8 protein-coding genes, 1 tRNA gene and 2 rRNA genes (1 of these 11 running past the window's edge) are annotated in these 13,765 nt (G+C 38.8%); 7 read left to right on the forward strand and 4 right to left on the reverse strand.

Annotation, left to right across the window (positions count from 1 at the left end; translation table 11 throughout):
- The 3 genes from D9V35_RS00850 to D9V35_RS00860 form a co-directional block, all read left to right on the forward strand.
- Positions 1-1,785: ribosomal RNA gene (locus D9V35_RS00850) — 23S ribosomal RNA — on the forward strand (it extends 955 nt beyond the left edge of the window).
- A 120-nt stretch (positions 1,786-1,905) separates the two neighbouring features.
- Positions 1,906-2,021 (forward strand): 5S ribosomal RNA (gene rrf, locus D9V35_RS00855).
- A 185-nt stretch (positions 2,022-2,206) separates the two neighbouring features.
- A tRNA-Met gene (locus D9V35_RS00860) sits at positions 2,207-2,283 on the forward strand.
- A 218-nt stretch (positions 2,284-2,501) separates the two neighbouring features.
- On the opposite strand, the gene D9V35_RS09230 is transcribed toward D9V35_RS00860, so the two are convergent.
- Together D9V35_RS09230 and D9V35_RS00865 are read right to left on the reverse strand one after the other, a co-directional pair.
- Entirely contained in the window at positions 2,502-2,654 is a 153-nt protein-coding gene (locus tag D9V35_RS09230; protein ID WP_162988510.1) for a hypothetical protein, read from the reverse strand.
- 270 nt (positions 2,655-2,924) lie between these two features.
- On the reverse strand, positions 2,925-3,593 hold the full coding sequence (locus D9V35_RS00865) for a GntR family transcriptional regulator (RefSeq protein ID WP_122122914.1): 669 nt from the start codon (positions 3,591-3,593) through the stop codon (positions 2,925-2,927).
- Positions 3,594-3,685: 92 nt separating this feature from the next.
- On the opposite strand from D9V35_RS00865, the gene D9V35_RS00870 reads away from it, so the two are divergent.
- The 3 genes from D9V35_RS00870 to D9V35_RS00880 all read left to right on the forward strand — a co-directional run bounded on the left by D9V35_RS00870 (position 3,686) and on the right by D9V35_RS00880 (position 8,399).
- Positions 3,686-4,903: an MFS transporter gene (locus tag D9V35_RS00870; RefSeq protein WP_122122915.1), complete on the forward strand. Its 1,218-nt coding sequence runs from the start codon at positions 3,686-3,688 to the stop codon at positions 4,901-4,903.
- Between the two features lie 666 nt (positions 4,904-5,569).
- Entirely contained in the window at positions 5,570-6,946 is a 1,377-nt protein-coding gene (locus D9V35_RS00875; RefSeq protein WP_122122916.1) for an APC family permease, read from the forward strand.
- Positions 6,947-6,962: 16 nt separating this feature from the next.
- Positions 6,963-8,399 carry an NAD(P)/FAD-dependent oxidoreductase gene (locus D9V35_RS00880; protein WP_240993385.1) on the forward strand — a complete coding sequence of 479 codons (1,437 nt, stop codon included), beginning with the start codon at positions 6,963-6,965 and terminating at the stop codon, positions 8,397-8,399.
- A gap of 68 nt (positions 8,400-8,467) precedes the next feature.
- Here D9V35_RS00880 and D9V35_RS00885 read toward each other — a convergent pair whose 3' ends face one another.
- On the reverse strand, positions 8,468-10,774 hold the full coding sequence (locus D9V35_RS00885; protein WP_122122918.1) for a nitric-oxide reductase large subunit: 2,307 nt from the start codon (positions 10,772-10,774) through the stop codon (positions 8,468-8,470).
- A gap of 290 nt (positions 10,775-11,064) precedes the next feature.
- Positions 11,065-11,601: a D-glycero-alpha-D-manno-heptose-1,7-bisphosphate 7-phosphatase gene (locus D9V35_RS00890; protein ID WP_198185532.1), complete on the reverse strand. Its 537-nt coding sequence runs from the start codon at positions 11,599-11,601 to the stop codon at positions 11,065-11,067.
- A 271-nt stretch (positions 11,602-11,872) separates the two neighbouring features.
- Between D9V35_RS00890 and ilvD the strand changes: the two genes are divergently transcribed.
- Positions 11,873-13,708: a dihydroxy-acid dehydratase gene (gene ilvD / locus D9V35_RS00895; protein WP_122122919.1), complete on the forward strand. Its 1,836-nt coding sequence runs from the start codon at positions 11,873-11,875 to the stop codon at positions 13,706-13,708.
- Positions 13,709-13,765 lie beyond the last annotated feature (57 nt).

Consider the following 13,765-nt stretch of genomic DNA (forward strand, 5'->3'; position numbering starts at 1 on the left):
GGAAACAGCCCAGACCACCAGCTAAGGCCCCCAAATGATAACTAAGTGGGAAAGGATGTGGGGATTCCAAAACAACCAGGAGGTTGGCTTAGAAGCAGCCATCCTTTAAAGAAAGCGTAATAGCTCACTGGTCTAAACAAGAAACCCTGCGCCGAAGATGTAACGGGGCTCAAGTTATCTGCCGAAGCTGTGGATGTATATCACATGATATATGTGGTAGCGGAGCGTTCTGTAGGTCTGTGAAGGAGACGGGGCGACCCTCTCTGGAGATATCAGAAGTGCGAATGCTGACATGAGTAGCGACAAACAGTGCGAGAAACACTGTCGCCGAAAGTCCAAGGGTTCCTGCGCCAGGTTAATCCACGCAGGGTTAGTCGGCCCCTAAGGCGAGGGCGAAAGCCGTAGTCGATGGAAATCAGGTTAATATTCCTGAACCTGCTAGAAGTGACGAATATGATATGTTGTCAGGTCTTATTGGATTGGCCTGGCTTTTGGAGTATTCCGGGAAATAGCTCTAGCGAATAGACCGTACCCGAAACCGACACAGGTGGACTGGTAGAGAATACCAAGGCGCTTGAGAGAACGATGCTGAAGGAACTAGGCAAAATGCTTGCGTAACTTCGGAAGAAGCAAGACCGGATTTTGGGCAACCATGATCAGGTGGCACAGAGCAGGGGGTAGCGACTGTTTAGTAAAAACACAGGGCTCTGCAAAGTCGAAAGACGACGTATAGGGTCTGACGCCTGCCCGGTGCCGGAAGGTTAAGAGGAGGTGTGCAAGCACTGAATTGAAGCCCCGGTAAACGGCGGCCGTAACTATAACGGTCCTAAGGTAGCGAAATTCCTTGTCGGGTAAGTTCCGACCTGCACGAATGGCGTAACGACTTCCCCGCTGTCTCCAGCATCGGCTCAGCGAAATTGAACTCCCCGTGAAGATGCGGGGTATCCGCGGTCAGACGGAAAGACCCTATGAACCTTTACTGCAACTTTGTAGTGGCATCAGGAAAACGCTGTGTAGGATAGGTGGGAGGCTTTGAAGCATGGGCGCCAGTCTGTGTGGAGCCATCCTTGAAATACCACCCTGAGTTTTTTTGATGTCTAACCAGATCCAGTTAGCCTGGATTGGGACCCTGCATGGTGGGCAGTTTGACTGGGGCGGTCGCCTCCCAAAAAGTAACGGAGGCGCGCGATGGTGGGCTCAAGCCGGTCGGACATCGGCTGTTGAGTGCAATGGCATAAGCCCGCCTGACTGCGAGAGTGACAGCTCGAGCAGAGACGAAAGTCGGCCATAGTGATCCGGTGGTTCCACGTGGAAGGGCCATCGCTCAACGGATAAAAGGTACTCTAGGGATAACAGGCTGATCTCCCCCAAGAGTCCACATCGACGGGGAGGTTTGGCACCTCGATGTCGGCTCATCACATCCTGGGGCTGGAGCAGGTCCCAAGGGTTCGGCTGTTCGCCGATTAAAGTGGTACGTGAGCTGGGTTTAGAACGTCGTGAGACAGTTCGGTCCCTATCTGCCGTGGATGTCGAGACTTGAGAGGATTTGCCCCTAGTACGAGAGGACCGGGGTGAACATACCTCTGGTGTACCAGTTGTTGCGCCAGCAGCACCGCTGGGTAGCTAAGTATGGACAGGATAATCGCTGAAAGCATCTAAGCGAGAAACCCCCCTCAAAACCAGGTCTCATTACGGGCCGTGATAGACCATCACGTCAATAGGTCGGGTGTGGAAGTGCAGAAATGCATGCAGCTAACCGATACTAATAGCCCTTGCACTTACTTGATATAACACACATACACTCATATCGGTCATGTTATGCGATACTGTATGAAACAGGCCGAAATATCCGCTCTTAACCAACCAATCACATACCAATACAACCCTGCAGGGTATATTGGATGACCTGGTGGCAATGGCGGGGTATGAACCACCCGATCCCATCCCGAACTCGGCCGTGAAAAACCCCAGCGCCCATGATACTATGTCTTAAGGCATGGGAAAGTCGGTCGCCGCCAGGTCTTCCAATATACCCCCATGCAATCCCTTGCAATATTCGACAAAAAACTTTCAGTTCCCGCTGAAACATGCACCGCGAGGGAGCGTAGCCTCCAAGTCTGGTCACCACTTGTCATCCTGACATAAGTCCTGGCAGATCACCATACGCCTTGAATACCGTCAGAAAAAGGCATCCTTGTTATACTAGTGCGGGGTGGAGCAGCCCGGTAGCTCGTCAGGCTCATAACCTGAAGGTCAGAGGTTCAAATCCTCTCCCCGCTCCCAATAACTTCCACTCAAAATCGCTATATCATCACGGACAATATCCTGTCGATCCCGTGTTGAGACGCATCATCCTTGTTGCCGATCCTGCTTCCGCAGGCCAGTGGATGAACCCATGTGGTCTGTTGCCTTTGAAAGCAAAAAAAGCCTTTTATCCATGAAACCGTGAAAAAATGCGTCCTGTATGGCAATCTTGGCAAAACATGGCCACTGGGCAGTCTTTATTCCGAGGCTGGCGTATCACTTGAAAATATCATGAATTGTTGCAAACACAAACCTGCAAAACCAACATGAAATCCAGCGCCAAACCCCTCCCATCCCCTCATGCAAAAAATGAATAAACCACTTGTGAATATCGCATGCCCACCTCTCATATACCGTAAAAAACCAAATAAATATCATAACTTAATAAATATAAAAAATTTATACAAAATAATTAATACTGGAAACAAAATATAAGCAATATATTTGGTTCTGTATTTTTTTGTTTTTATATCAAAAATATTTTGTTTATTAAAAATTAAAAAAAAATTATTTAATATCATTTTTTGTAGAACAATTATTTTTTAAGAAATATTCTTATATTCTCACTTTAATATTTAAAGAAATTAGGTTGAATTAATTCTATTATTTGTAAAAGATATTTACTTAGATGTTAAAAAGGCGCCTTGAGCCCTAAGACTTAGCTGTTTTTTTTGAAGTGTACTTAGTAAGCTTTGACGTGTTCTTGAGATATGGTTTTCAATAAGTGATATCGTTTTTTGTATTTTTCCTTTTTTTAAGGCAATCACTATTTGACGATGTTCATCCCATCCCGTGTGATCATATTTATTTTCAAGCCAGCGGGCTCGTCTTAATCTCATCATTGCATTTTCAGTGCCTTGAATAATAAATTCATTTTCTGACAGTTTTGCAATCCATATGTGAAAATCATGGCCAATTTGATCAAGCTGTTCATGAGTTGAGGTTGGTGAAATTGAATTCAGTAGATTTTCAACTTTTGAAATATTTTTATCTATAACTATTTGTGTTGTTTCTTGAATAGCGGCAACTTCAAGTATTTTACGATAAATGCACACTTGAGAAATTTCTTCTAGATTAATCGGGGATACAATCCAACCGGATTTTTTGTGAATAACCAGTCCCTCACTAGCAAGTTTAAATAATGCGGTTCGAATGGAGGTTCTAGAAATCCCAATGAACCCTACAATATCACGTTCTGTTATACGTTCACCCGGTGCTATTTCCATATTCAGAATAAGATTTCTTAATTTTATTTCAGCATGCTGAGCTTGAGTAAGGGTTTTGTTCATAAATTTGTTTCCTATTATTGATTATATGATAGGATCATTTTGGTATACCAAATTGGTATACCAATAAAAGACAATTTTATGGTGGATTTATCATGTCCTCAACAATTGAAACAGATCAAGATGAGTCATATTGGGTTCGCAATCTTTTTGTTTGTTTATTTGGATCATTTACAACCTTTCTTGCAATGACATTAATGTTGCCTTTTTTACCGATCTATGTTCAGCAGTTGGGAGTCAAAGATCATGCAAGTATAGCTCAATGGTCAGGAATAGCCTATAGCGCAACATTTTTTATAGCAGGAATGATTGCGCCATTCTGGGGATATCTGGGGGATCGTTATGGTCGTAAACCAATGCTTCTTAGGGCGAGTCTAGGTATGGCCGTGATAATGGCATTGATGGGATGTGCGACAAATATTTGGCAATTGGTTGGATTACGATTGCTTGCTGGTTTTGCTGGAGGATATTCTTCAGGTGCAACAATCATGATTGCTGCCCAAACCCCCAAGGATCGTTCTGCTTGGGCACTTGGACTGCTTTCATCCGGTATCATGGCAGGAAATCTGATTGGCCCCCTGATTGGGGGGATATTGCCATCTTTAATAGGAATCCGTATTACGTTCATAGGGGCAGGATGTTTAATTTTCATTACGTTTCTTGTTACATTGGGTTTTATTCGAGAATCTTCAAGGTTGGTTATTCATGAAAAAACCGTTAAAGGAAATTGGTCCGATATTCCCAATAAAAGATTGATTTTCATAATGCTGGTTACGGGCATGTTACTAATGATTGCCAATATGTCTATTGAACCAATTATAACCTTATATGTTCATCAACTGGCTGTTGAGCAATCCAGAATAACTTTCTTTGCAGGTTTGATTATGTCGGCTGGTGCTTTTGGGAGTATCTTGTCTGCTTCATGGCTTGGTCATTTAGCGGATAAAATAGGTCATGCACGGATTATTATCTGGACCTTAATTATTGCCGGGATATTGCTTGTTCCTCAAGCCTATGTCACGTCAGTCTGGCAACTTATCGTATTACGTTTTTTTATGGGATTGGCCCTTGGTGGTTTAATGCCCTGCATTATAACAATCATTCGACATCAAGTTCCAAATCATTTAGTGGGAACTGTATTGGGTTATACTATTTCCGTACAATATGTTGGTCAGGTTATCGGTCCATTGGCTGGCGGGTTTGTCAGTGGTTATATGGGTATGTATTTCGTATTTCTCGCAACAAGTGTTCTATTGCTGATTGGTGCCATAGGCAATTGGTTTGTGCTAAAAATATTGGATTATAAATATTAATATTATATTAAAAAGGCTAATTTAATGGTTTATTTAAAAATGAATAAAGAAAAACAGCTTTTCTATTTATGGATTTTCAAGATTTTATATTAAATAATTTTATATCTTTTTCAGTCGCTGGACAGATTACGGCACTGGATTATAAATTAACTGTTTTAAAAGCTGCTTGTGTCAATAGTGATTCTGCAAACACATAATTTTCTGACAGATAATTTTTTTTCAAAAATTTGGTTCTGTTATATATAATGATGAATTACTAAGTCAGCTTTCATAATACTACTGATACGTCTTCCCGATAAATTAAATTAAAACATTTTTCTTTCATGGGTCTAGATAGTAGGTTCTATTTTTATTCATAAAATCTTCTGTTACTTTTGATTCCTTTGCAAAAAACATTCTTATAAACGAAATTCAGGTTTTGATCCTATATCTGTTTTTTTTGCAAATAAAAGGTTGATTAATTCAAAAATATGTCTCATTAACAGTATCCTTTGCATAAGGCAAAGTAAATCTGTTGATAACAATGATATGTGATATTAATTTGTAAAAAATATTTTCTTAATAAAAAAAATAGTTTTTTAATAAAAATGTTTTGTTACTATAAATTTTATAAATAATGTTCTCAAAATTGTTTGTAAAATTTATTTAGATAATAAAGGCAGGCATATGAATGAGTTAGCACCGCACCAAGCTCAGTTATCTCTTTGGCGAGTTATTATCATCGGGATAGCTTACATGACTCCCATGACTGTTTTTGACACATTTGGTATCGTATCAGGTGTAACTAATGGTCGTGTTCCTATGGCTTATTTATTGGCATTGGGTGCCATCATGTTGACTGCTTTTAGTTACAGTCGACTCGCTGTTATTTTTCCTAAATCAGGCTCTGCTTATAGTTATACCAATCAAGTTTGCGGTAAAATTAGTGGTTTTATTGTCGGGTGGGGAACCCTGCTTGATTATCTCTTATTGCCAATGATTAATAGTTTACTTTCAGGAATTTATCTCAAAGCTTTATTCCCTGATATTCCCGCGTGGATGTTAATCATTTTTTATACGGCATTAGTTACGTTTATTAATTGTCGAAATATTAAATTTCTTGCCAATCTTAATGCCTTGTTCGTTGGTATTCCTTTAATTTTGATGGTTTATTTCATCTATTTGGTTATTCATGCTTTGGTCTTTAAATATGATGTATCGCACGTAATGACGTTAAAACCTTTGATGAATGGGGACAATTCTTTTATTCCCTTGGTAAGTGGTGCTGCTATTTTATGTTTTTCTTTTTTGGGATTTGATGCTGTAACCACGCTTGCAAATGAAACTTTTGATGCCAGAAAAAATATACCGCGGGCGATTATTGCTACGGTTTTAACGGGTGGTATTATCTTTTTTGTATCGGCATGGTTTATCCAGCTTTACTATCCGAATAATAGCCCTTTCAAAGATCCTATTGAGGCAATGCCTGAAATTGTTTTGTACGTGGGGGGGAAATTGTTTCAATCGATCTTTTTATTGGCTATCTTGATTAATACTTTCGCTTCGGCTCTGGCATCGCATGCCAGTGCAGCACGCTTAATTTATATTATGGGGATTGATGGGGTTATTCCATGGAAAAAATTGCAATATATTCATCCTCACTATCGCTCTCCTATTGTTTGTGTGCTGTTGGTGGGAATTCTTTCTTTAAATGCTATTTTCTTTCGGTTAGATACAGCCGTCTCATTAATTAGTTTTGGTGCGATGGTAGCTTTTAGTGCGGTTAATATTTCTGTGTTTATATGGTTTGTATGTTATAAAAAAGAGTTTTCAACGCTTAAACAAATTTTAAAAAATATTATCTGTCCTTCTTTGGGAATGTTCTCCGTAATTGTGATGTGGACTAATTTAAAAGAAGACGCACTTTTATTGGGAGGCTTTTGGACCGCTTTAGGAATAACCTATATTTTATACTGTAAAGTTCGTAAACGGCCTTTATTTAAAAGGCATGATTTGTCGTTAACGTCTGGAGCAGATATTCATGTAGCTAAATCAACATTATAAGTGTGGTCGGATGAGAATGATGAATACAGAACAAAAACTTGAAAAACCTATTTTAACAGAAGATGTTACCTTTAGAAAAACGGATGAAGGTCCTAAACAGGAAGAATGGAATTGGGTTGATTCGCGACAAGTACAAGATGAGGATGTATTAGCTAGACCCGCCAATTATTATGAGGCGACTTTATCTCCATGGAAAACATTTCCAGCCTTAGAACATGATTGTGAATGTGATGTGGTAGTGGTTGGTGGCGGATTGCTTGGGGCTTCTACGGCTTTACATTTGTCAGAATCTGGGGTTGAAACAATCCTTCTTGAAAAAAATAAGGTGGGGTCAGCTGCTTCGGGAAGAAATGGCGGACAATTGACGCCTGGATTGGCACGATGGGAAGCAGAATCTATTATTGAGAATTTCGATTATGACGAAGCTTGTCGTTTGTGGAAATTTACATCCATTGAATCGTTTGATCTTATTCAAGAAATAACAGAACATTATGCCTTGGATTTAGATATGCGTCGTGGGCATTTAACCGCGGCGATTCACCCTGGTCATATCAATGCTTTGACGGTTGGGGCAGATGCACGTCGATATTTAGGTGATGATAGTGTTCGCATTTTAGGGCCTTATGAAATTCGTGATCATATCAATTCAGAACTTTATTATGGTGGTGCTTTGGATAAGATTGGAGGGCAAATTCATTCTTTAGGTTTAACGCGTGGTTTGATTTATGGTTTTGTTAAAAATGGTGGGCATGTTTATGAGGATAGTGAAGTTCTAAAAATAGAAACTGTATCAGAAGGGGTATCTATTGAAACGGCACAGGGTAAAATTCTTGCTAAAAAAGGCGTGGTATTAGCCGTTCACCATACGACCTTTCAATTATTATCAGATGTTAATTCAACCATTCCTTTTTATACTTATGTTGGTGTTACTAATCCGATTGAGGGGGGGAGTAAAACATTACTTTCGACACAAATGGCTGTTTATGATACGCAGCTACAAATAGATTATTATCGCCCGGTCCGTAAAGAGCGTATCTTATTTGGAGGGCAAGGAACAGGAATGCGATGGAATTCTGATAAAGTTGTTGATTATTTAATGTCACGAATTAAGACTATTTTTCCTCAACGTGATGATATTCATTTAGAATTAGCGTGGAGTGGAACAACTGATTTAACCCTAAATGGGGCGGTAGATTGTCGTAAATTAGGAGAAAAAGCGCCTATTTATGCGGTTCATGGATGGAGTGGTCATGGGATTGCCCAAACGGTCCGTATAGGCAAAGCGATACGAGATGATTTCTTAAAATTAAATGATGATTTTGAAATGCTGGCCTCTATCGAGCACCGTTCAATTTTAATGGGGAGACAACTTGCACCTGTTGCAATTCCTTTAGCCAAGTCGCTGTTGGGACTTGGAAATAAAATTACACCCGGTAAAATGATTTCTTTCTGATAAAATTGCTCGTCATTATTATTTATTTATTGAATTTTGACGAGCTTTTTATAAAAGAAATAGAAATGTTATTTTTTAAAAATAGGTTTGAGTTTTACGATAAAATCCCAGCACATAATTAAAGCGCCTATAGAAAAGAAAATATCCCCGATTATACGTAACCATTGCCAAAATGTTTTGGTGTCATAAAAGCTTAAGCTTCTGGCGTAAGTTAATCCGTGTTCGTAAACAGCGTTGAGTTGGGGCCAGCCGACAGGGAAAAAGGTTAATGTAGTCCATAGGACAAGTGTGATATTATAGAGGAATAAGGCAATATATCCCCATTTTTCTATAAATGGATATTTGTCACTAGCAATATATCTTAAACAGAAATAAATCATTCCCAGTCCTAAAAGACCAAAGGCTCCAAAAAGAGAGGTGTGGGCATGATTCAAGGTTAAAAACGTCCCATGTTCATAATAATTAACAAGTGGTGCATTTAATACACCCCCACCAAAGACACCCGCACCAATAAAATTCCATACTGCAGCAGCAATAATATACATATATCCCAATTTATATTGGAAAGTCTGATGGGCTGTAATGATTTTATATTCGTCAATAGATTCGATAACCAATAGAATTAGGGGTAAAACCTCGATAAATGAGAACATGCTTCCCATGGGGATCCAAATGGATGGTTCACCGGCCCAATACATATGGTGACCTGTGCCAATGACCCCACCAATAAAGATTAGGATAAGTTCAAAATAAACTGTCCGCTCAGCAAAACAACGGGAAATCAATCCTATCCCCATCAAAAGATAGGCGGTAACACATGCCGTGAAGAATTCAAATGATTCCTCAACCCAAAGATGAACGACCCACCATCTCCAGAAGTCGTCCATGGTATAGGACTTGCCTATTTCAAACATAGGGATCATGCCAAATACGTATAAAACGGCAATATTTAGAGTCGATAACCAGAATAAATGTTCAAGACGTATATTTCCAATACGGAATGATTTAAAGGCTCTTTGCCAGTGACGTTTATCGGGCCAGAAGGAGCGGAATACTAAATAACTCCAAAACAAAAGAGCGGCAAAAAAAGCATATTGCCAACCTCTGCCTAATTCCAGATAGGAATTGCCCTGGTTGCCGAACCAAAACCATAAATGAGGCAGGTAACCCATGATGCCCAGATAGTTGCCAATGACAATACCCGCAATAACTATCACTGATGCATAAAATAAAAGATCAACAAGTATATTCTGATATTTTGCTTCTTTTCCACTGATAATTGGCCCTAAAAACAGAGCTGAACCAATCCAGGAAAATGCAATCCATACAATCGGGGTTTGCAAATGAATACTTCGTAGAAAATTAAAAGGTAAATATTTTCCTATTTCAAATCCGTAAAAACTTGTCCGTTCAGAATAATAATGGGCCATTAATCCACCCATTAGAAGCTGGACGAGGAAAATAGTGGCAACCAATAAAAAATATTTACCGATTTTTTTCTGGCTTGGGGTCAGATTCTTAAATCCGTCGATAACCTGGTCCATCGCCTCCCTATCTTCACCAGATAGCCAGATACGATTGATCATGATCACGGCACCAAAGCCTGCAAAGGCAAAACAGAACCCAGCCCATGTCCAGGTAAAGGTTTGGCTGGTAGGTTGGTTTCCTGCAATGGGTTCATAAGGCCAATTTTGTGTCCAGGATATGGTGCTGTTGGGGCGATGGCCTACGGATGTGAGGGCTGTATAGATAATAAATTCAGAAGTGCTTTTGGCATCCGCCTGATTTAATGCATGAGCCCGCGAGTAACCGGCCTTGAAATTATCCTGTACTAATTCTTGAGATAAATTTTTTCTGACATCGACGATTGCCTGACTAAACGCAGTAGGAAAACGTAAAGATTTCTGTGTAAGATCAACGTTATGTAACATTATTTGCATTTTCCTTTGAATAAGGAATTGTTGATCTGAAGTTAATAAATGAAAAGACTGATGAAATTTTTCTTGGGCTAGATATTCTCGAATTGCTTTGGCAAGATCCACGAGAGTTTTGGCAGTATAATCGGGTCCAAACATGGATCCCATACCGTATAATCCACCGTAATCAATCAGATCGGCTTTTTGAAATCCCTGTTTTCCAAGAAAAACATCTTTGTCTGTGAATAAAACCTGGTCTTGTGATGAAATGAATTGAACTGGAATAGGTGGGCTTTGCTGATAGGTGAATAATGTTGCCCATCCCATAAATAAAAAACATAGAAAGGCTGAAATTAAAAGTAGCCATTTCAATTTTCTGTTAACAGGGTTCCTGTTAAGCTTTGTAAGTATTTCTGATGTTAGAGTACTGATAACACCATCTTGATAATTACTTTTCATAGACTTATCGATTCAGTATTTTTAAATATATTTATTTGAAATAAAAGGATTCTTAATATTTAAGTAAAAGATTTATTTCAAATACATCTTATATAACGTTTAATATGAAAAGGCAATAAAGATGTATTTTAATTACATCTTTTTAATTTTTACGAATTAATAATAAAAATGACGAATAAGTTTGATTGTAATTGAAAAAATGTTAAAAGATATTAATTGATTAGTAATAATGTTAATATATATAGAAAATTGATTTTCAATTATAAAAAAGAATTTATAACGAACTTAAATTAATATTTTAATTGTTTTTTAATTATTTTATTCAAAAAAGATGCAAGATTTTTCTCTTTAAAAAGATATCCTGCAATATTTGCATTTTCTGCAGCCTGTAAATCAGTCGATTTATCACCAATCAAAAAAGAATGCTGACGATCAATGAATAAATCATGAATTGCATGTTCAATCATTCCTGGATGCGGTTTACGATCAGGGTGATCCTGTCGATACTTTTTAATCTTGGCTTCTGGATGGTAGGGACAATAATAAAAGGCATCAATAGCGGTATTATATTTTTTTAGTTTTTCTTGAATATAGCGATGAAAGTTCTGGACATCCCGTTCTGTGAAAAAACCGCGTGCAACCCCGGATTGATTGGTTACTACGACGGTAAGGAAACCGAGTTTCTTGGCTTGACAAATAGCTTCTTCAACCCCTTCAACCAAAATTAAATCTTCCAGGCGATAAGGATAATTCGTATCGATATTGATAACACCATCCCGGTCAAAAAAGATTGCAGGTTTTATAAATTTTGATAAAAAACGGGACATTCGAGAATATTTTCTATTTCATTGATGATTGTTAAATAAAATAATTAATTCGTTTTGACCGGTTATGAAATAGAAATCAATTTAAAAGTTTTCTTATCACGTTTAAAGATTTATGATGATTTCAAATAAAGAAAGCGGTTGATTGTAAGATATAATAATAATTTATTAAAAAAATCATGTATAAAATCGCTTTTACAGAATAGTGAACTAATTCAATAGGAATTAATTTTAATCATAATTTATTTTAATTTTTTCATGCAAGGGTTAACGGATGCCTCAATATCGTTCATACATTTCTACTCATGGTCGTAATATGGCTGGTGCACGTGCTTTATGGCGTGCAACTGGAATGAAAGATGATGATTTTCATAAACCAATTATTGCTGTGGTTAATTCTTTTACCCAATTTGTTCCCGGCCATGTTCATTTAAAGGATTTGGGCCAGATGGTTGCAAAAGAAATTGAAAATGCCGGTGGCGTGGCAAAGGAATTTAACACAATTGCGATTGATGACGGAATTGCGATGGGGCATGATGGAATGCTATATTCCTTACCGAGTCGAGAGATTATTGCTGATTCAGTTGAATATATGGTGAATGCGCATTGTGCAGATGCAATGGTTTGTATTTCGAATTGTGATAAGATAACTCCTGGGATGCTAATGGCTGCAATGCGTTTGAACATCCCTGCTGTTTTTGTGTCCGGTGGTCCAATGGAAGCGGGTAAAAGTCATCTGGCTAATCATAAACTGGATCTGATTGATGCGATGATTGCCGCCGGTGATGATAATGTTCAAGATAGTCAGGTAACGGAATATGAGCGAAACGCCTGCCCAACCTGTGGTTCCTGTTCTGGTATGTTTACGGCAAATTCCATGAATTGTCTAACCGAGGTTTTGGGTTTTTCCTTTCCTGGTAATGGCACTTTGTTGGCTACGCACAAAGATCGCCAGTTTTTATTCAGAAGGGCGGGCAAAAGAATTGTTGAACTTTGTAATTCTTATTATAGGGATGGTAATGATAAAATATTGCCACGTTCCATTGCAACGAAAGAGGCCTTTGAAAATGCGATGGCCCTAGATATTGCTATGGGGGGGTCAACGAATACGATTTTACATCTTTTGGCCATAGCACAAGAAGGGGAAGTTCCTTTTACATTACAGGATATTGACCGTCTATCTCGTAAAATACCACAATTATGTAAAGTGGCCCCGAATACTCAGCTCTACCATATTGAGGATGTGCATCGGGCTGGTGGTGTTTACGGAATTCTGGGTGAACTGGCTAAAGCGAATTTATTGCATCTCAACACGATCACGGTCCATTCAGATAGTTTAAAGGATGCTATTCTTCATTGGGATATTATTTCAACACATGAAAAATCTGTTTTGGATTTTTTTAAAGCCGCTCCCGGTGGTATCCCTTCTCAACAGGCCTTTAGTCAAAATCAGCGTTGGAAAACGTTGGATCAGGATCGTGTTGGCGGCTGTATCCGTGCTATTGAACATGCATATTCCAAAGATGGTGGACTGGCTGTTTTGTATGGTAATTTAGCTGAAGATGGGTGTGTTGTAAAAACAGCCGGTGTTGATCAATCAATTTTGGTATTTGAAGGCAAGGCACGTGTTTTTGAAAGCCAGGATAGTGCAGTTGAAAGCATTTTATCAGACCAAATTGAACCCGGGGATATTGTTGTTATTCGTTATGAAGGACCTAAGGGAGGTCCGGGAATGCAGGAAATGCTTTATCCAACCAGTTATTTGAAATCAAAAAATCTTGGGAAACTTTGTGCGTTATTGACAGATGGACGCTTTTCAGGTGGAACATCCGGTTTATCAATTGGGCATGTATCTCCAGAGGCTGCTGACAAAGGAACAATTGGCTTGGTTAAAGACGGGGATACAATTAAGATTGATATTCCTAATCGCTCCATTCATTTGCAGGTATCGGATGATATCCTGAAACAGCGCCGAAATGAGCAGGATCAAAAGGGCTGGAAACCTGTCAGGGCAAGAGCACGTAAAGTTAGTATGGCCTTGAAATCCTATGCGATGATGGCAACCAGTGCGGACAAGGGGGCTGTTAGAAATAGAAAATTATTTGATTAATTAAAACAACTACGCTTTTAGTGGGATAATTGTTTCATTATTTTATTGAAAGCGTAT

This window comes from Commensalibacter melissae (assembly GCF_003691365.1).
GTDB lineage: Bacteria > Pseudomonadota > Alphaproteobacteria > Acetobacterales > Acetobacteraceae > Commensalibacter > Commensalibacter melissae.